This window comes from Ruegeria sp. N10, assembly GCF_056531545.1.
Genome location: NZ_JBQFLY010000002.1, coordinates 101,807 through 121,711, shown reverse-complemented (window position 1 = coordinate 121,711; position 19,905 = coordinate 101,807). Strand labels below are relative to the sequence as shown.

General features: G+C 61.7%; 18 protein-coding genes. 14 read left to right on the top strand and 4 right to left on the bottom strand.

Annotated elements, in window-relative coordinates; translation table 11 throughout:
• The first annotated feature begins 7 nt into the window (after positions 1-7).
• The 13 genes from ACR0JI_RS03910 to ACR0JI_RS03850 all read left to right on the top strand — a co-directional run bounded on the left by ACR0JI_RS03910 (position 8) and on the right by ACR0JI_RS03850 (position 13,090).
• A complete protein-coding gene (locus tag ACR0JI_RS03910; RefSeq protein ID WP_480475953.1) occupies positions 8-256 on the top strand; it encodes a DUF2484 family protein in 249 nt (82 codons plus the stop codon).
• On the top strand, positions 253-519 hold the full coding sequence (locus ACR0JI_RS03905) for a DUF2484 family protein (RefSeq protein WP_480475955.1): 267 nt from the start codon (positions 253-255) through the stop codon (positions 517-519). Before ACR0JI_RS03910 ends, ACR0JI_RS03905 begins: the two co-directional genes overlap by 4 nt.
• Positions 520-543: 24 nt before the next feature.
• The gene (locus ACR0JI_RS03900) at positions 544-837 is read left to right on the top strand and encodes a hypothetical protein (protein WP_209504519.1); all 294 of its coding nucleotides are present in this window, start codon (positions 544-546) and stop codon (positions 835-837) included.
• The gene (gene murB / locus ACR0JI_RS03895; RefSeq protein WP_480493806.1) at positions 834-1,772 is read left to right on the top strand and encodes a UDP-N-acetylmuramate dehydrogenase; all 939 of its coding nucleotides are present in this window, start codon (positions 834-836) and stop codon (positions 1,770-1,772) included. The genes ACR0JI_RS03900 and murB overlap by 4 nt, the downstream gene beginning before the upstream one ends.
• Positions 1,773-1,874: 102 nt before the next feature.
• A complete protein-coding gene (locus ACR0JI_RS03890) occupies positions 1,875-2,798 on the top strand; it encodes a D-alanine--D-alanine ligase (RefSeq protein WP_480493807.1) in 924 nt (307 codons plus the stop codon).
• The gene (locus ACR0JI_RS03885) at positions 2,786-3,793 is read left to right on the top strand and encodes a cell division protein FtsQ/DivIB (protein WP_480475959.1); all 1,008 of its coding nucleotides are present in this window, start codon (positions 2,786-2,788) and stop codon (positions 3,791-3,793) included. Before ACR0JI_RS03890 ends, ACR0JI_RS03885 begins: the two co-directional genes overlap by 13 nt.
• A gap of 8 nt (positions 3,794-3,801) precedes the next feature.
• Complete coding sequence (gene ftsA, locus ACR0JI_RS03880) at positions 3,802-5,136, top strand: cell division protein FtsA (protein ID WP_480475961.1); 1,335 nt, start codon at positions 3,802-3,804, stop codon at positions 5,134-5,136.
• Complete coding sequence (locus ACR0JI_RS03875) at positions 5,123-5,542, top strand: hypothetical protein (RefSeq protein ID WP_480475963.1); 420 nt, start codon at positions 5,123-5,125, stop codon at positions 5,540-5,542. The genes ftsA and ACR0JI_RS03875 overlap by 14 nt, the downstream gene beginning before the upstream one ends.
• A gap of 348 nt (positions 5,543-5,890) precedes the next feature.
• Positions 5,891-7,495: a cell division protein FtsZ gene (gene ftsZ, locus ACR0JI_RS03870; protein WP_480475965.1), complete on the top strand. Its 1,605-nt coding sequence runs from the start codon at positions 5,891-5,893 to the stop codon at positions 7,493-7,495.
• A 213-nt stretch (positions 7,496-7,708) separates the two neighbouring features.
• Positions 7,709-8,629, top strand: coding sequence for a UDP-3-O-acyl-N-acetylglucosamine deacetylase (gene lpxC / locus ACR0JI_RS03865; RefSeq protein WP_480475967.1), 921 nt, complete (start codon positions 7,709-7,711; stop codon positions 8,627-8,629).
• A gap of 126 nt (positions 8,630-8,755) precedes the next feature.
• Positions 8,756-9,619 carry an outer membrane protein assembly factor BamD gene (locus ACR0JI_RS03860; RefSeq protein WP_480475969.1) on the top strand — a complete coding sequence of 288 codons (864 nt, stop codon included), beginning with the start codon at positions 8,756-8,758 and terminating at the stop codon, positions 9,617-9,619.
• A gap of 36 nt (positions 9,620-9,655) precedes the next feature.
• Entirely contained in the window at positions 9,656-11,305 is a 1,650-nt protein-coding gene (gene recN / locus ACR0JI_RS03855; RefSeq protein ID WP_480493808.1) for a DNA repair protein RecN, read from the top strand.
• 99 nt (positions 11,306-11,404) lie between these two features.
• Entirely contained in the window at positions 11,405-13,090 is a 1,686-nt protein-coding gene (locus tag ACR0JI_RS03850) for a chloride channel protein (protein ID WP_480493809.1), read from the top strand.
• 59 nt (positions 13,091-13,149) lie between these two features.
• Here ACR0JI_RS03850 and ACR0JI_RS03845 read toward each other — a convergent pair whose 3' ends face one another.
• The 4 genes from ACR0JI_RS03845 to cobS form a co-directional block, all read right to left on the bottom strand.
• Positions 13,150-13,491, bottom strand: a complete 342-nt coding sequence (locus tag ACR0JI_RS03845) for a DUF427 domain-containing protein (RefSeq protein ID WP_480475975.1) — start codon at positions 13,489-13,491, stop codon at positions 13,150-13,152.
• 63 nt (positions 13,492-13,554) lie between these two features.
• Positions 13,555-15,345 (bottom strand): aminopeptidase P family protein, encoded by a 1,791-nt coding sequence (locus ACR0JI_RS03840; protein WP_480493810.1) that lies wholly within the window; start codon positions 15,343-15,345, stop codon positions 13,555-13,557.
• An 81-nt stretch (positions 15,346-15,426) separates the two neighbouring features.
• On the bottom strand, positions 15,427-17,304 hold the full coding sequence (gene cobT, locus ACR0JI_RS03835) for a cobaltochelatase subunit CobT (RefSeq protein ID WP_480493811.1): 1,878 nt from the start codon (positions 17,302-17,304) through the stop codon (positions 15,427-15,429).
• Between the two features lie 121 nt (positions 17,305-17,425).
• Complete coding sequence (cobS, locus tag ACR0JI_RS03830; protein ID WP_480475981.1) at positions 17,426-18,412, bottom strand: cobaltochelatase subunit CobS; 987 nt, start codon at positions 18,410-18,412, stop codon at positions 17,426-17,428.
• Positions 18,413-18,860: 448 nt separating this feature from the next.
• On the opposite strand from cobS, the gene ACR0JI_RS03825 reads away from it, so the two are divergent.
• Complete coding sequence (locus tag ACR0JI_RS03825) at positions 18,861-19,751, top strand: Hint domain-containing protein (RefSeq protein ID WP_480493812.1); 891 nt, start codon at positions 18,861-18,863, stop codon at positions 19,749-19,751.
• Positions 19,752-19,905: the final 154 nt, after the last annotated feature.

The window sequence follows — 19,905 nt, the reverse complement described above, 5'->3', positions numbered from 1 at the left end:
GGGGCGAATGGACTATTCGATGATCTTTGCAGCGCTTTGGGTGATCTGCGCCACCATCGTGGCAATGTTGCCGATGCGGCTGCAATTCCCGCTGGGGTTTGTCCTGCTGATCTGCGCACCAGTGCTGGTCGTGTGGCTTGGGTATGTCCATGGCTGGTTCTGGTCGGTCGCGGCATTTGCCGGGTTCGTGTCGATGTTTCGCAACCCCATCCGGTATTACTGGCGCAAATGGACAGGGCACGAGGTCGCGGAATGACATGGTCTATCGCTCTGGCGGCCCTGTGGGGCTTTGCCGCCAACATCCTTGCGCTGATCCCCAGTACCGACAACCACTGGACGCGCGCCTATATCCTGATCATCGTGGGCATTCCCATCGTCGGCTATGTCACCTATGAAAACGGCCCCTGGATCGGTTTGCTGGTGCTGGCAATGGGCATGTCCGTGCTGCGCTGGCCGGTGATTTATCTGACCCGTTGGACAAAGGCGAAAATGCAGGGCATGAAGGCGGCCAAAGAATAACCGGCCAACTTCAGGAGATCTGTCATGGCGACAATCGCCACATTTGCCTATCTACCGCTCGTTTCCTTCGTTCTGGGTGCCGCTGCCGGGTTTACGGCGGGCCGCTGGCTTGGCCTGCGCAGCCTTCTGTGGCTGATCGGGCTGACATCCGCGGTTGGTCTGGGGCTGATCGTCGTGCTGGCCGGTGTCGGAACGGGTGAAGAAGACAAGGCGTTCGGCCCGCTGGTCTGGTTGACTGCCGGCGTTCTCCCCTTCCTTTTCGCCGCAATCATGGGCGGGGTCGGTGGGCGCAGCCTGGCGGTGCGCGCGACTACATGACACGGCTTCCCCCTGTCCTTCCTGACGTCCGGGGCCGCCTGTCCAAAGCGCGTAACCTGTCTGACCTCACATGGCTCCGCGTCGGTGGGCCGGCGGATTACCTGTTTCAACCTGCCGATATCGAAGACTTGCAGGCCTTCCTGCGCGATCTGCCGGATGGTGTGCCGGTCTTCCCGATGGGGGTCGGCTCGAACCTCATCGTGCGCGATGGTGGCTTGCGGGCCGTGGTGATCCGGCTGGGGCGCGGGTTCAACGCCATCTCGGTTGAGGGCAATACGGTCATCGCGGGCGCTGCCGCACTGGACGCGCATGTTGCGCGCAAGGCCGCGGATGCGGGTGTGGACCTGACCTTTCTGCGCACCATCCCCGGCTCGATCGGGGGCGCGGTGCGGATGAATGCGGGCTGTTACGGCAGCTACACGGCGGACGTGCTGCGCAAGGCCACCATTGTCACCCGGCAGGGCGACCTGCGGGACCTGACGACCGAGGAACTGAACTTTCGCTATCGCCAGTCCGACTTGCCCGAAGGCGCCGTTCTGATTTCGGCCACGTTCGAAGGCCCGTCCGGCGATCCCGATGATCTTCATGCCCGAATGGAAGCGCAACTGAAAAAGCGTGACGAAACACAGCCCACCAAGGACCGCAGCGCCGGATCGACGTTCCGCAACCCGGCCGGGTTTTCTTCGACCGGGCAGGCCGATGACGTGCATGACCTCAAGGCGTGGAAAGTGATCGACGATGCCGGAATGCGCGGTGCGGCACGCGGCGGGGCGCAGATGAGCCCGAAACACTCGAACTTCCTGATCAATACCGGCACCGCCACCGCTGACGACCTCGAAGGCCTGGGCGAAGAGGTGCGAAAAAAGGTTTACGAAACAAGCGGCATCACGCTAGAGTGGGAAATCATGCGGGTCGGTGATCCGCTAAAAGAATAAAGCCCCGACCGTCAGACCAAAACAGGCAAATTCAGGCGACGGATCAAAGGCATAAACGCAGTACGGACCACCACATAAGGTCCGGGGACATTGAGGCGCACATTGGGTATGTCGAGCAGGACAAACCCCAAAGTGGCGGTATTGATGGGCGGCCCCTCGGCGGAACGCGAGGTGTCTCTCAGCTCTGGGCGCGAATGCGCAGCCGCCCTTGTGGGAGAAGGCTTTGAAGTGGTCGAACTGGACGCAGGTCCCGACCTCTATGCGCGCCTGTTGGATATTCAGCCGGATGTGGTTTTCAACGCCCTGCATGGCCGCTGGGGCGAGGATGGCTGCGTGCAGGGGATGCTGGAATGGATGCGTATTCCCTATACCCATTCGGGCGTTCTGGCCTCGGCCCTTGCCATGGACAAGCAACGCAGCAAGGACGTCTATCAGGCCGAAGGTCTGCCCGTTGTCCCCAGTGTGATCGTCCCGCGGGCCGAAGTGACCCGCGCCCATGTGATGGAACCGCCCTATGTGGCCAAGCCCAATAACGAAGGGTCCAGTGTCGGCATCTACATCGTTCACGAAAACGCCAACGGCCCGCCGCAGCTGTCCGAAGACATGCCCGACCAGATCATGGTCGAGAAATACGTGGCCGGGCGCGAGCTGACCGTGACCGTCATGGGCGACCGCGCCCTGACCGTGACCGAGATCATGACCGATGGCGGCTGGTACGATTATGACGCCAAGTACAAACCCGGCGGATCATGGCACGTGGTCCCCGCCGACATCCCGCAGGATATCTTTGATCGCTGTATGGATTATGCCTTGCGTGCGCATGATGCTTTGGGCTGCAAGGGTGTCAGCCGCACCGATTTTCGCTGGGATGACAGCGCGGGTGCTGATGGGCTGTTTCTGCTGGAAACCAATACCCAGCCGGGCATGACGCCCACCTCGCTGGCCCCGGAACAGGCCGCGCATATGGGCATGACATTTGGTCAGCTCTGCGCCTGGATGGTTAAGGACGCCTCATGCAACCGTTAATCGCCAGCCGCTCTCTGGAAATCCATCGCACCAAGCCCCTTGCCGGGCCGGATGCCGATTTTGCCTCGGCTGATACGGAGCCGCATGACACCCAGCCCATTCTGCGTCTGCGCGGGGCGCGGGTGTTTTCCCGCACCGCACGCCGCAGCGATCCGGCCCCGTCGCGCCTCAGCTATCGTCTTCAGCGCTGGATGCTGACACCGGGTATCCGTCTGGGCGTCAAGCTTGGCCTGCCGATCTGCGCCATTGCCGCGGCAGTTGGCGTCTATTTTGCCTCTCAGGAACGGCGCGAAGCGCTTGGTACCTATATTGCCGATATTCGCACCTCGATTCAGGAACGCCCCGAGTTCATGGTTAACCTGATGGCCATCGACGGGGCAGGCACCAGCCTGTCCGATGATATCCGCGAGGTCGTGCCTCTGGATTTTCCGATCAGTTCCTGGGATCTGGATGTCGAACAGATGCGCGACACGATCACCGGGCTTGATCCGGTGAAATCGGCCACCGTCCGCATCCGTCCGGGCGGCATCCTTCAGGTCAACGTGGTCGAGCGTCAGCCCGTGATTGTCTGGCGGACGCATGACGGGCTCGAACTGCTCGACGAGACCGGCGCGCATGTCAAGGAAACCACTTCTCGCAAGGACCATGCCGACCTGCCGCTGATCGCGGGCGCGGGTGCGGATGCCCATGTGGCGCAGGCGCTCGAGATTTTTCAGACCGCCCGCAGCCTGGGCAACCGTGTGCGCGGGCTGGTGCGCGTGGGTGAACGCCGCTGGGATCTGGTCCTGGACCGTGGCCAGCGCATCATGCTGCCGACCGAACGCCCGGTGCGTGCGCTGGAACGCGTGCTTGCGGTGAACGAGGTGCAGGACCTTCTGGAGCGCGACGTGGCCGTGGTCGACATGCGCCTTGGCCAGCGTCCCACCATCCGAATGACCAAAGCCGCCAGCGAAGACTGGTGGAATACAAAAGTGACACTGAGTAACGGGCAGTAACGAGCATGATGACCGATCTTTATCAGTCCCAACGCGCCATGCGTCAGATGCGGCGCCAGGCATTGCAACGCGGTGTGATCGCGATTCTGGATGTGGGCAGTTCCAAGATTGCCTGCCTCGTTCTGCGTTTTGACGGATCGGGCCGGTTGAGTGAAGATAACACCATCGGCTCAATGGCGGGGCAGACAGGGTTTCGGGTTATCGGGGCCGCAACGACACGTTCGCGCGGCGTACAGTTTGGCGAAGTCACCGCCATGCAGGAAACCGAACGCGCCATCCGCACCGCGCTTCAGGCCGCACAGAAGATGGCCGATATCCGTGTCGATCACGTTATCGCCTGTTTCTCGGGGGCCAACCCGCGCTCTTACGGGCTGGACGCGCAGGTCGATCTGGATGGCCAGCTGGTGACCGAGGCCGAAGTGGGCCGTGTTCTGAATGCCTGCGACGTGCCGGATTACGGCGACGGGCGTGAAGTGCTGCACGCACAGCCAGTCAATTTTGCGCTCGACAACCGCTCGGGCCTGATCGACCCGCGCGGGCAGATGGGCCAAAGTCTTGCGGTCGATATGCACATGCTGACCGTCGATGCGATGGCGATCCAGAACATCGTGCGCTGTATCAAACGCTGCGATCTGGAACTCGCCGGGATTGCGAACTCGGCCTATGTCTCAGGAATTTCCGCGCTGGTCGAAGATGAGCAGGAACTCGGCGCGGCCTGTATCGACATGGGCGGCGGTACCACCAGCGTTTCGATCTTCATGAAGAAACACATGATCTATGCCGATTGCGTGCGTATGGGCGGCGATCACGTGACCGCCGATATCTCGATGGGGTTGGGTGTGCCCGCAGCAGTTGCGGAGCGGATCAAGACGTTCAATGGCGGCGTTCATGCGACCGGCGCTGATGACCGCGACATGATCGATATCGGCGGCGATACCGGTGACTGGGAACACGACCGCCGCACAGTCAGTCGGGCCGAACTGATCGGCATCATGCGTCCGCGCGTCGAGGAAATTCTAGAAGAGGTCCGCGTGCGTCTGGATGCGGCCGGGTTTGAACACATGCCAAGCCAGCAGATCGTTCTGACCGGTGGCGGCAGTCAGATCATGGGGCTGGACGGTCTGGCGACCCGCATCCTTGGTCAACGCGTGCGTCTGGGCCGCCCGCTGCGGGTGCATGGCCTGCCGCAATCGGCGACAGGACCGGCGTTCTCGTCCTCAGTGGGGCTTAGCCTGTTTGCGGCGCACCCGCAGGACGAATGGTGGGATTTCGAAATCCCGGTCGACACATATGCCGCGCGCCCGTTCAAGCGGGCCGTCCGGTGGTTCCGTGACAATTGGTAGACACCTGCAACGGGCCGCGCTGTGTGCGGCCCTGTTGCCGGGATGGGTTTCGGCCCAGACCATCATCACGCCCGAGGCATTTCTGGATGCCGCCGTCGGCAAAACGCTCACGTTCCATGAGATTCGCAGCGGCTATTTCGTCGGGACCGAGCAATTTCTGAACCGTCACGCTTCGGTCTGGCGGCAAGAAGGGCAGGGCTGTGTCTATGGGCAGATCACCACGCCAAACGGTCAGATCTGCTTTCTCTATGACAATGATCCGGATGGTATTCCCGTCTGCTGGTGGCCCTTCCTGCACGAAGGCCGTCTGATGGTGCGTCTGGCCTCGTTTGCAGAAAGCGAAATCCAGGAGGTGCGCAGCATCACCGAAACCAGCCTGAACTGTCCAAGTGCGCCGCTCAGTTGAAAAATCCGGTTGCGGCGCGCCGATTTATCCCTCAAGATATCCACAAGGCCCGGCAGAGGCCTCGCGGCAGGACCTGAGCAGTTTTCCGCAGTGTAAATGATGGTCGACCAAAGCGTGACGAACGGCTGAGTCCTCGCGCCGTGGTCGTCTGCCTTGTGATGGTCGCCGCTGTTTCCGCTATATCTGGCAGTACCTGCGAAATGCCGCCGGTTTCTGCCTTATTTCCTCCATATTTTGTGGTGAATCGCGATTTTTGACGTGACCTTTTCGCATCAGCCCGCTAGAATCGAGCAAGGATAGGTAAGAAAAATACCGCTTTGGCGGAACATAAATACAGGCGGACAGAGCATGACATTGAATCTTTCGATGCCCGGGCAAGACGAACTGAAGCCTCGGATTACAGTATTTGGCGTTGGCGGTGCGGGCGGTAACGCTGTCAACAACATGATTGAAAAACAGCTGGACGGCGTCGATTTTGTCGTCGCCAACACCGATGCGCAGGCGCTGCAGCAAAGCCAGTCCTCGGCGCGGGTGCAACTGGGTGTGAAGGTCACCGAAGGTTTGGGGGCAGGGGCCCGCCCGGCCGTGGGTGCCGCTGCTGCCGAAGAAAGCATCGAACAGATCGTCGACCATCTGGCAGGCGCGCATATGTGCTTTATCACCGCGGGTATGGGCGGCGGCACCGGCACCGGCGCCGCTCCGATCATCGCGCAGGCCGCGCGTGAGCTGGGTGTGCTGACCGTGGGTGTCGTAACCAAGCCCTTCCAGTTCGAAGGTGCCAAGCGGATGCGTCAGGCCGAGGACGGTGTTGAGGCACTGCAAAGGGTCGTCGACACGCTGATCATCATTCCGAACCAGAACCTGTTCCGCCTCGCCAATGAAAAGACTACCTTTACCGAGGCGTTCTCGATGGCCGACGATGTCCTGTATCAGGGGGTCAAAGGCGTAACCGACCTGATGGTGCGTCCGGGCCTGATCAACCTCGACTTTGCGGATGTACGCGCCGTGATGGACGAGATGGGCAAAGCCATGATGGGCACCGGTGAGGCAACTGGCGAAGACCGCGCCATTCAGGCGGCGGAAAAAGCCATCGCCAACCCGCTGCTGGACGAAATCAGCCTCAAGGGCGCCAAGGGTGTACTGATCAACATCACCGGTTCGCACGACCTGACCCTGTTCGAGCTGGACGAAGCCGCCAACCGCATCCGCGAGGAAGTGGACCCCGAGGCGAACATCATCGTCGGCTCGACGCTGGATACCGCGATGGAAGGCGGCATGCGCGTGTCGGTTGTTGCGACCGGCATCGACGCCACCGAAAAAACGGCTGATATTCCGGTCGCGCGCCGCTCGATGTCCGAGCCGCTGACCCGCACCGTTTCGGCCGAAGAATACGGTCGCGAAGAAGCGCCCGCAGCCGCCGAAATGGCAGAGCCCGCGCCGCAGATGGAAGAGGACCGCGAACCTTCGTTGTTTGAAGCCGCGGAAGAGCCCGCCCAGCCGAAGTTCCAGCCGTTTGATGAACGGGATGAGGACGATCTGCCGCCACCGGCCTATCAGCCGCGCGTCGCCGAATTCGAGCCGCAGCCCGAGCAAATAGAACCGGCGCCCGAGGCTTTTGTTGCCCCGCGCGCGCCTGTCGCAGGCACCCCGTCGCCCGAAGCGCTCCAGCGTTTGCAGGCAGCGGTTCAGAAGGTTCCCTCTGCAGCTCAGCGCGCCGCAACGCCCCGCCCGCAAGCGGCGGTTTCGCATCACGAACCCGAAGAACGCTCGCGGTTTGGCTTCAATCGGCTGATCGACCGGATGACCGGGCACGCCTCTGATACACCGGCCCATCCGCCGCGTCAGCAGCCCGTTCTGCGCCAGTCCGAGGCCACGGCACCGATTCACGATGAGGCCGACCCGGATCAGGATCGTATCGAAATTCCAGCCTTCCTGCGCCGTCAGGCCAACTGATCGCGGTAACAAAATCCACTCACGGGGTCGCCATTTGGCGGCCCTAATTCTTTTTAAAACAGTGGCTTACGAACGGGTAAGCAGGGTTTTGCCGATCTGTTACATACATGTTTCATTCGGTTACAAAGAGTGAGTTGAGCCTTGACGCGGGCTTCCTTAACTGAGTGTCCAACACAGCCCCAGCAGGCTGGACACCACTCGCCGAGGCCCATTTTGCAACATACGCTCAAATCTCCGGTCACGTTTAAAGGCGTCGGGCTGCACAGCGGCAAGCCTGCGACCATGATCCTGAAACCGGCAGCAGCTGGTCATGGCATCTGGTTCAAACGGACGGATATCCATCTGGGCGATGCGATGATCCCGGCGATCTATCACGTGGTCGAACGGACCCCGCTTTGCACCCGTCTGGTGAATGATGCCGGGGTGTCGGTATCCACCATCGAACATATCATGGCAGCTTTGGCCGGGTGCGGCGTTCACAACGCACTGATTGAAATCGACGGCCCCGAAGTTCCGATCATGGACGGGTCTTCGATCGATTTCGTACGCGGCATCATGGCCCGAGGCGTGCGCCGTCAGGCCAGCCCGGTGCTGGCCTATGAGGTGCTGAAGACCGTCACCGCATCGCGTGAAGGGGCCAGCGCAAGCATCGCACCTGCGGATGGGCTGATCATCGATTTCCACATCGATTTCAAAGACAGCGCAATCGGCAGCCAGACCAAGACGCTGGATATGCGCAACGGGTCGTTCGCGCGCGAACTCAGCGATTGCCGCACCTTCTGCCGCCGCATTGATGTTGAAGCCATGCGCGAACACGGGCTGGCCCTGGGCGGTACTCTGGATAACGCCGTGGTCGTGCAGGGCAGCGAGGTTCTGACGCCCGGCGGGTTCCGCCGCGTCGACGAAGCCGTGCGCCACAAGATGCTGGATGCTCTGGGTGACCTCTATCTGGCAGGCGGGCCGATTCTGGGCCGTTTCACGGGCGACAAGTCGGGTCATTCGCTGACCAACACATTGCTGCGCAATCTGTTTGAAACGCCCGGCGCGGTGCGCCCGGTTCTGTGCACGCCGGAACAGGCCGCACGCCTGCCCGGGCAGGGCTTGATCGTAAACGAAATTCCCGAAGTCGCCTGATCAGATCAACTCTGACGACATTTGCGCCAGATGTTGCATAAGGCGTTTTGCACCGGAATATTCTGTGCTAGACCATGGCTCAATTCGGGGCGAACCCCATTAAGTAAGACGACAAGGATGGGCGGTATGGTTGGCAGCAAAGCGGCAGTCAGATTCGCAGGCGCGGTTCTTCTGGCAGCAGTTTTGACGGCATGCGGTAACGGGGGCGGCCTTTTCGGCAACAAGGGCGCGGACCGGGAACAGAATCTGGAAGGGTTCACACCGGAACAGATCTACACCCGTGGCGAATACGAACTGTCGCAGAATCGCTCGGATGACGCGGCTTGGTATTTCTCCGAGGTTGAGCGTCTGTATCCCTATTCAGACTGGGCCAAGCGTGCGCTGATCATGCAGGCGTTCTCGTTCCACTCCGACAAGAACTACGAAGAAAGCCGGGCCGCGGCCCAGCGGTATATCGACTTCTATCCAACGGACGAAGACGCGGCCTATGCCCAGTATCTGCTGGCGCTCAGCTATTACGACCAGATTGACGAGGTCGGGCGCGATCAGGGGCTGACCTTTCAGGCGCTGCAATCGCTGCGCACCGTGATCGAGGTTTATCCCGACAGCGAATATGCCACCTCGGCAGTGTTGAAATTCGATCTGGCCTTTGACCATCTGGCCGGCAAAGAGATGGAGATCGGGCGCTATTACCTGCGTCAGGATCACTTTGCCGCGGCCATCAACCGCTTCCGCGTCGTGGTCGAGGATTTCCAGACCACGTCCCACACCGCCGAAGCGCTTTATCGTCTGGTCGAGGCTTATCTTTCCCTCGGCCTGCTGGATGAGGCGCAAACCGCAGGTGCCATCCTTGGCTACAACTACCAATCCTCGGAATGGTATGACGATGCGTACAAGCTGCTGACCTCACGCGGGCTTCAGCTCAAGAGCCGTGGCAACAACTGGCTCAGCACGATCTATCGTCAGACCATCAAGGGTGAGTGGTTGTAATCGCCATGGCATTAGGCTTGGGACGCTGAAGACCCGATGCTGCGCGCCCTTGATATCCGCGACATGCTGATCATCGACCGGCTGGAACTCAGTTTTCAGCCGGGCCTGAATGCGTTGACCGGTGAAACCGGCGCGGGCAAGTCGATCCTTCTGGATTCGCTGGGCTTTGTTTTGGGCTGGCGCGGGCGTGCGGAACTGGTACGGCAAGGTGCGGCACAGGGCGAGGTTGTGGCCGAGTTCGAGCTTTCCGCCGATCATCCCGCACATGCGATACTGTCCGAAGCGGGCCTGCCGGGCGGGGATGAGCTGATCCTGCGCCGGATCAACACCGCCGAGGGGCGCAAGACCGCCTGGGTCAATGATCGTCGCTGCTCGGGCGATGTGCTGCGGGCGCTGTCGGAAACCCTGATCGAACTGCATGGCCAGCATGATGACCGCGGGTTGCTGAACCCGCGTGGCCACCGGGCCATGCTGGACGATTTCGCCGGGGTCTCGGACCGGCTGACATCCGTTCGTGCGGCCTGGACCGATATGTCACGCGCCCGCAAGGCTCTGGCTGAGACCGAGGCCGCGCTGGCCGCTGTCCGAAGTGAGGAAGATTTCCTGCGCCACGCGGTTTCCGAGCTGGATCAGCTTGATCCTCAGCCCGGTGAGGACGCCGAACTAGATGCCCGCCGCCGCATGATGCAGGGGGCCGAGCGTATTCGCGATGATGTCGCCCGCGCCTACGCCCTGCTGTCCGGGGACGGTGCCGAAGGGGCGATGTCCGACGCTATCCGCTGGCTGGAAGGTGTGTCCGGCAACGCGGGCGGTCAGCTGGACGAGCCGATTGCCGCGCTGGGCCGCGCCATGATTGAACTGGGCGAGGCGCAGGATGGCGTGAACGCCTGCCTTCAGGCGCTGGACTTCGACCCGTCGGAACTGGAACAGGCCGAGGAACGCCTGTTTGCCATCCGCGCATTGGCTCGCAAACACGACGTGGCCCCGGATGATCTGGGCGCGTTTGCCGACACTCTGCGCACCCGCCTCAACCAGTTGGAAGCAGGCGATGCCGACCTGGCAGACAGGCGTGCCGCCGTAGACGCCGCGCAGAAGGCTTATGATAATGCCGCCGCCGACCTCAGCGCGGCCCGCGCGACGGCTGCCGGCCGGCTGGATGCCGCCGTCATGGCGGAACTGGCCCCGCTCAAGATGGAACGCGCGGTGTTTCGGACCGAACTCAGCCCAGCCGAACCCGGCCCCGAAGGGACGGACGCGGTGGCCTTTACCGTGGCCACCAACCCCGGCGCGCCTGCCGGGCCGCTGAACAAGATCGCGTCAGGGGGTGAACTCAGCCGCTTCCTGCTGGCGCTCAAAGTGTGCCTGTCGGGCGATGACAGCGCCCGCACGATGATCTTTGACGAGATTGACCGCGGTGTCGGCGGGGCCACTGCCGACGCGGTCGGGCGCAGGCTCGCGTCATTGGCGCAGGGCGGGCAGGTGCTGGTTGTCACCCATTCCCCGCAGGTCGCCGCCCGTGCGGCGCATCACTGGCGGGTGCAGAAACAGGTCACGGACGGGCAAACCCTGTCCACCGTCATCCCTCTGGCCCAGCCCGACCGGGTGGACGAGATTGCGCGCATGGTGGCGGGCGACACCATCACGGACGAGGCGCGCGCCGCCGCCCGGGCCCTGCTGCAGGCCTGATGCGCCCGTGGCACGAATTGGCTTCACACTGTCGCTATCTCACTTTTATTAGGGTGCTCCGTGGCTTACTAAGGGTTACGTGATGATCCCCGAGGGCCAATGACCCAGTCGACCCGCACCGTTCTGCGCAACCAGTTCAATCAGGCTCTGGCCGCGATCAAGGATGCGTGGCGGGTGATGCTGCGCCGGGGGCCAAGCCAGATCCAGTTCTGGTTCATCGCGCTGGTCATCGGTATCGCCGCCGGTTTCATGGCGCTTGGGTTCCGCAAAGCCATCCGCGCGTTGCAGGCCTATCTCTATGACACCGACGACGTTCTGCTGCTGCACAGCCATGCCGAGAAACTGCCGTGGTTCATGATCCTGATCATCCCGATCATCGGTGGGCTGGTCGTGGGCCTGATCCTGAACCGGTTCACCAATGACGGGCGCGTCAGGTCTGTCGCTGATGTGATCGAAGGATCCGCCATCACCGACGGGCGGGTCGAGGTCAAGGCCGGCATCGCCTCGTTCTTTGCCTCGCTGATCACGCTCAGTTCGGGCGGGTCAACGGGCCGCGAAGGCCCCGTGGTGCATATGGCCGGGGTGATTTCCACCTGGGTCAGCAACCGCATCCATGCCGACGGGATCACGGGCCGCGACTTGCTGGGCTGTGCTGTCGCCGCCGCCGTATCAGCCAGCTTCAACGCCCCCATCGCCGGGGCCCTGTTCGCGCTCGAGGTCGTGCTGCGACACTTCGCCGTGCATGCCTTTGCCCCGATCGTCATCGCCTCGGTCGCCGGAACGGTGATCAACCGGTTGGAATATGGCGACGTTACCGAGTTCACGCTGGAAACGCCCGGATCGCTGCAATTCTATGTCGAACTTCCCGCCTTCCTGATCCTCGGCCTGATCTGCGGCTTTGTCGCGCTGCTGTTGATGCGGTCGATCTTCTTTGCTGAGGATATCGGCAGCCATATCCAGAACCGCCTGTCCATTCCGGGCTGGCTGCGCCCGGCCGTGTCCGGCGGGATGCTGGGGCTGATGGCGATCTGGTTCCCGCATATCATCGGTGTCGGCTACCAAACTACGATCCGCGCTTTAACCGGCGATCTAGTTTTGACAACCGCGATCCTTTTTGCGGTGACCAAGACAATCGCCGTGGCGATCACCATGGGCGGGCGCATGGGGGGTGGGGTGTTTTCACCGTCCCTGATGATCGGCGCGCTGACCGGGCTGGCGTTCGGACTGATCGCCACAGGGCTGCTGCCGGATGTGTCCGGCACGCACACACTTTATGCCTTTGCCGGAATGGGCGCGGTGGCCGCGGCGGTGCTGGGTGCCCCGATCTCGACCACTCTGATCGTGTTTGAACTGACCGGCGACTGGCAGATCGGCCTTGCTGTTATGGTCAGTGTGTCCATGTCCACGGCGCTGGCCTCACGCCTGGTGGACAGGTCGTTCTTCCTGACCCAGCTGGAACGCCGCGATGTCCATCTGGCCGCCGGGCCGCAGGCCTATCTGCTGGCAATGCTCCGTGCCGGGGCGGTAATGCGCCCTATCGGGGATGACCGCTCAATCACTGCGGACGAGGCGCAAGCCCTGATCGAACAGGGCCTGTGCATTCAGGTCAGCGCCACGCTTGAGGCCGCGATGCCCTATTTCGACCGCGACGACATTCCCTGCATTCCGGTTATCGTTCTGGAACAGGACGGGTCCGAGACACCGGTTGGCGCACTCTACCATGTCGACGCGCTCAAGGCTTACAACCGGGCCCTTGCAGCCACCGCGGCCGAGGAACATTCGTAAGGCTTCCGCGACCGGGACAAGCGTTCCGGAAACCTCCGCTGAAACCCTGTCCGGCGCCTCTAAATCTGCTCCACCTTCACCGAGTCCACCGGATAAAACGCCAGGTATCCCTTGATCTCGGCCACGGTGGAAATCGGGTCTTCATAGCTCCAGACCGCGTTTTCGGTCACCGAGGATTTGTTGACGATGGAAAAATGCGTCGCGTCGCCCTTGCCGGCGCAATGCGTCACCTTGTCGGTCTGATCCAGAAACGCCATCGCAACATCGCCGCGCGGAAAGTAAATCACCGGAGCTTTGTCGCCTTCGTGCAGTTCCAGCGCGTTGCTCGTTTCGCCCAGAATCGCACCGCCCGAACGGACAGTCCATTTGCCCGGTGCTTTTTGGATCGTGATCTCAGTCATTTCTATTCCTTCCGTCGACGTATTGGGGCCTCTCCTCTGCCCGTTCTATGTAACAGGCGGGTGTCAGATCGGCGCAGTTGCGGCATCCAACCACAGTTGCGCGTCATGTCCCAGCCTTGGGCGGATTTTTTCCGCGACGTCGCGATGATAGGCGTTCAGCCAGCCGCGTTCGTCAGGCGTCAACATATCCACCATGATCAGCCTGCGGTCAATTGGCACAAATGTCAGGGTGCGCCAGCACAGCATCGCGCGTTCCACGTCGCCACCGGGCAGGGCCGGAGCTTCTTCCACCACCACAAGGTTTTCTATGCGGATGCCAAAAGCGCCCTCGCGGTAATATCCCGGCTCATTCGACAAGATCATGCCGGGTTGCAGCGGGACATGGCTGACCTTCGACAGGCGTTGCGGCCCCTCATGCACGCTCAGATAGGCCCCGACACCATGTCCGACACCATGGTTGAAATCCTGCCCCGCCGCCCATAGCGGCGTGCGGGCCACGCATTCGATATCGCGTCCTGCCAGCCCTGCGGGCCAGCGCAGCATCGACATGGCAATCATGCCCTTCAGCACGCGGGTGAAGCAGATCTTTTCCTCCGCCCCGACAGTGCCGATGGCAAGCGTCCGCGTGATATCGGTGGTGCCATCCAGATATTGCCCGCCACTGTCCAGCACCAGCAGATGACCATCCTGCAACCGGCTGTCGGTCTCGTCCGTCACGCGGTAATGCATGATCGCGCCGTTCGGGCCTGCCCCGGCAATGGTATCGAACGAGATATCCTGCAACACATTGTCCCTGCGGCGGTTTTCTTCCAGCCGCGTGACCACCTGCGTCTCGGACAGGCTGCCGGGGGGCTGTGCGTCCAGCCAGCACAAGGTTTCGACCACCGCCACCGCATCGCGCAAATGCGCCTCGGCGCTGCCCGCGATTTCGGCCGGGTTCTTGCAGGCCTTGGGCAGGGCGCAGGGGTCGCCGCCATCCACCATGGCATCGCCCAACGCGTCTGCCACGATCTGCGGCACCGTGCTCAGATCCACCTGCACCGCACCGTCCAGCGCTGCCACCGCATCCAGAAACTCCGCAGGGTTGCGCACCGTTACCTTCGGGTCCAGATGATCCTGCACGTCCAACAGTTTTGCCGCAGACATGAACAGATCGACCCTGCCGTCGTCATGCAGGATCGCAAACCCGTGGGCCACGGGGTTGTAAGCGATATCCGATCCCCGGATGTTCAGCAGCCACATGATCGAATCCGGCAATGTGATTACTGCGGCCTTTCGCCCGGCCCGCCGCAGGTCTGCGGCCAGTCTGGCAATCTTGCTGTCAGCGGTTTCACCCGCAAACTCGATCGGATGCGCCTTGACGGCCTGCATCGGCGGTTCAGGCTGGTCTGCCCAGATCCGGTCCACCAGATTGTCGCAGCGCACCAGTTCGACGCCTGTGCCCTCAAGCTCGTCAAGCGCGGCCGAGATTTGCCCTGCCGCGTGCAGCCATGGGTCGAAACCGACCTTGCCTCCACCGGGCAACTGCTCTTTCAGCCATGCACTCAGACTCACGTCAGGCCACGGCACCGGCGTGAACACATCCGCGACCTGCGCCTTGACCTGCGTGCGATACCGCCCGTCGATGAACACACCAGCCATGCCGGTCAGCGCAGCACAGAACCCGGCCGATCCCGTAAACCCGGTCAACCAGGCCAGACGCTCATCCCGCGGGGCCACATACTCGCCCTGATGCGCATCCGCGCGCGGGATCAGAAACCCGTCCAACCCTTCGTGCGCCAGCTCCGCGCGCAACGCAGCCAGACGCGGCGGCCCCTGCTCGGGCCGCGCGGTCACCTCAAAGGATTGGAACATGCTACACCTCCCTCAGCCGGGCGGTCGATATCGCCGCCTTTTCATCTTTTGGGAAATACTCCCGCCGGAGGCAAGGCCAGCCTAGCTGACCTTCTTCATCCCCATCACCCGTGCCCGCGCGCGCGGATCACTGTCGAACAGGGCCGCCAGTTGTTCCGTCATCGCACCGGCCAGCTGTTCCACATCGGTGATCGTCACCGCACGGTCGTAATACCGGGTCACATCATGACCGATGCCAATCGCCAGCAGCTCGACCATCTTGCGCTTCTCCACCATGGCAATCACATCGCGCAGGTGCTTTTCCAGATAGTTGGCGGGGTTCACGCTCAGGGTTGAATCATCAACCGGAGCTCCATCCGAAATCACCATCAGAATCTTGCGCTGCTCGCGCCGCGCGATCATCCGGCGATGCGCCCATTCCAGCGCCTCACCGTCGATGTTTTCCTTCAGCAGGCCCTCTTTCATCATCAGCCCCAGATTGGGCCGCGCCCGCCGCCACGGGGCATCGGCGCCCTTATAGATGATATGGCGCAGGTCGTTCAGGCGGCCGGGTTGCTGCGGGCGGCCATCGTTCAGCCATGCCTCGCGCGCCTGTCCGCCTTTCCACGCCCGCGTGGTAAAGCCCAGAATCTCGACCTTCACATTGCAGCGCTCCAGCGTCCGCGCCAGAACATCGGCACAAATGGCCGCGATCGAAATCGGACGCCCCCGCATCGACCCCGAATTGTCCAGCAACAGCGTCACCACCGTATCGCGGAACTCGGTATCCTTCTCGACCTTGAAACTCAGCGGTGTGGTGGGGTTTGCCACAACGCGCGCCAGACGGCCCGCATCCAGAATGCCTTCCTCGCGGTCGAATTCCCAACTGCGATTCTGTTGCGCCTGCAATCGGCGCTGCAACTTGTTGGCAAGGCGCGAAACCGCCCCTTTCAAAGGTTCAAGCTGCTGATCCAGATAGGCCCGCAGCCGTTCCAGTTCCGCAGGCTCGGCCAGATCTTCGGCCGCAATCTCTTCATCATGCGTGCTCAGATAGACCTTGTAATCCGGGTCGGCCTCGGATGCGGGCGGCGGGGCAGGCGGCTCCAGCGGCGCTTCGCCATCCGGCATCTCCGCCTCGTCACCCAGCTCATCCTCGGCCATCTCGTCCATCGAGACCTGCGCCTGAGATTGATCCTGCTGCTCTTCCTGTGTCTGCTCAGGGGTCGCATCCGCGTCCTGATCGTCCTGATCATCCTGACCGGTGCTGTCAGGATCGGGCTGTTCCTCGGCGTCGTCCTCGGCCTGATCTTCCTGATCGTCGTCCAGCTCGTCGGGGTCATCGCCCAGCTGATCGCCATAGCCCAGATCCTTGATCATCTGCCGCGCGAACTTGGCAAACTCCGCCTGATCCGACAGCACGTCATCAAGGTTCTCCAAGACGCCACCGGCCTGTTCCTCAATAAACCCGCGCCACAGGTTCATGATATTCTCGGCCGCAGGCGGCAGATCGCGCCCGGTGGCCAGATGCCGGATCAGATAGCCCGCCGCGACCGACAAAGGCGCATCGGCAGGTTGCTTGCACTGGTCATATCCGCGCCGGATCGCCTCATGCCCGATCTTGACGTCTATGTTGCTGGCGGTGCCGGGCATATCCCGCGCACCCATCGCCTCGCAGCGCGCCGTTTCCATCGCCTCGTACAAGTCCCGCGCCATGTCCCCCGGAGGCGCATAGCGCGCATGGGTGGCGTCATCATGGTACCGGCGCTGCAACGCCAGCGCATCCGCCGTGCCGCGCGCCAGCAGAACCTCTTCCCGCGTCATACGCCGAGACACCTGCGGCAGCCGCATCGACTCACCCGACAAGCCCGACGGATCGACGGTGTATGAAATGTTCAGCTCAGGGTCGTTGGCCATGACCTTGGTGGCCTCGGCCAGCGCTTTTTTGAACGGATCAGCGGGGTTGTCGTTCTTCTGTGCCATGTCCTTAAGCCCTCATCAAAGTGACCTGCCCGGCGCGGAAAACAATAACGGATCCGACTTCATCTGGCCAAAAATATCCCCGCCGGAGGCATTGCGCCCGGAACGGGCGCAATCCGGGCGCTTAGCCCAAGCTCGCACTCGCCGCGCTTTCCGGCAATTCCTCGTCAAAGCAGCGCTGATAGAACTCGGCCACGGTCTGACGTTCCAACTCGTCGCACTTGTTCAGGAACGACAGGCGGAAAGCATAGCCCACGTTGCGGAAGATCTCGGCATTCTGCGCCCAGTTGATCACGGTCCGCGGGCTCATGACGGTGGACAGGTCGCCATTCATGAAGGCGGTCCGGGTCAGGTCGGCCACGGTGACCATCTGGCTGACGGTCTTGCGGCCCTCGGCGGTGTTGTAATGCGGCGCCTTCGACAGCACGATCATCGTCTCGGCGTCATGGCTCAGATAGTTCAGGGTCGAGACCAGCGACCAGCGGTCCATCTGTGCCTGGTTGATCTGCTGCGTGCCGTGATACAGACCTGTGGTATCGCCCAGACCCACGGTGTTTGCAGTGGCAAACAGGCGGAAACACGGGTTCGGCGTGATGATCTCGTTCTGGTCCAGCAGGGTCAGTTTGCCATCATGTTCCAGCACCCGCTGGATCACGAACATCACGTCGGCGCGGCCCGCGTCATATTCGTCGAACACGATGGCCACGGGGTTGCGCAGGGCCCAGGGCAGGATGCCTTCGTGGAACTCGGTCACCTGCTTGCCATCGCGCAGTTTGATTGCGTCCTTGCCGATCAGGTCAATCCGGCTGATGTGGCTGTCCAGGTTCACGCGCACAGCGGGCCAGTTCAGACGGGCGGCGACCTGCTCGATATGGGTCGATTTGCCGGTGCCGTGATAGCCCTGAATCATCACCCTGCGATTATGGGCAAAGCCCGCCAGGATCGCCAATGTTGTCTCGGGGTCAAACTTGTAGGTCGGGTCGATCACGGGCACACGGTCGGTGGCTTCGGCAAACCCTTTGACCTTCATGTCCGTATCAATGCCAAATACGTCACGGACCGAGATATCTTCGGTGGGTTTTGCGTTTACATCGATCGATCCGTCAGCCATGCGCCTTGTCCTTATCCTTTGCCCCGCTCACCGGGTTTGAACCCGTGTGTGGTGCAACATATTGCGGACAAGGGCAAGGGAAAGCGGCCCGCTCCGAAAGGTGAGCAGGTTTTTCTTTCAAACTGGCCCTATTGACGCGCGGACGATCCTTGGTCGCGATGGGTACAAGACGCAGATCAAGCCGCGTTCATCAACAATGACAGTGCTGCTATTCGGACGCACCCGCCAAACCATGTGTCCGAAAGGCTGCACGCAGGTAGGTATTCAACAATCTACATGTTGTAGAGGATGACCTTATCAGGCATATAATATGGTCTTATGGGGCGTTTTGTAAGTGATCGGGTGTTGGTGAAGCAGGAATGCCAAGCGCAGGCCTTACCGGGGTGTCGCTCCGTGTCGAATGACAGGCAGACGTTAGAAATTGCCTGCAAAGCCGCGGTGACTCCCGGTGGCATTTAACGCTCTTCTCCACACCGTCAATACGACGGGCCAGAACGATCTCATCGTCCAGAACACGACACAACCCGCGATCATCAGCGGTTCGATGGTGTCGTTTGATGGGGGCACGACCTTCCAGCCCTACACCTATCTTGGCCAGGGAAACTATCGCGGAACCGGGGAATCCGGAGAGTTCATTCAGGTCGGCGGACAGATCTACGCCTGGGATGCCAATAACCCAACAGGCCCGATGACCACAGGCAACTGGAAGATCACCCCGGTTGATCTGAACCCGACCGATCCACCCTGTTTTGTCTCGGGCACCCTGATCGAAACGGATCGCGGCCCGCGTCCGGTCGAAGATCTGGCCGTGGGCGATCGGGTTTGCGTGGCCGGTGGGACCACGCTGCCCATCGAATGGATCGGCAAACGAACGCTCAGCGCGCAAATCCTGCGCATCCGGCCCCAATTCAACCCGGTTTGCATCCGGCGCGATGCGATGGGCAAGGGCCTACCGGACAGGGATCTTTACCTTTCTCCGCAACACCGGGTCGTGCTGGGGGGCTGGCGGGCCGAGCTATATTTTGGCGCACCAAGCGTGTTCTGCGCGGCCATTCATCTGGTCAACGATGATACCATCCGGCAGGTGACGACGGGCGAAGCGGTGACATATTACCACATCGCCTGCGCCGAACATGTGATCCTCACCTCGCACGGCCTGCAAAGCGAAAGCCTGTTTCCGGGCGATATGGCGCTGAAATCACTGCATCGCGACGATGTCGAGGAACTGCGCGCGCTCTTTCCGGGGTTACTTTCAGACGCAGGACCGCACCCCCAAACGTGCCTAAGCTGCCTGACCGGGCGTGAGGCACGCGCGTTGCGAGACATGTTCGCAGACTAGGCCCACATAACGGAAATCGTGGCGCCGCTGTTGGTGCGCGCCCGGATCACGCCCCGCTGTTACCTGCATAAGTGCAGAAGTTGCTAATCGGGGATCAACCGAACAAGGTTTGACGCCTTCATCCTCCGGGACATCGACCCAACATCATTCGCGC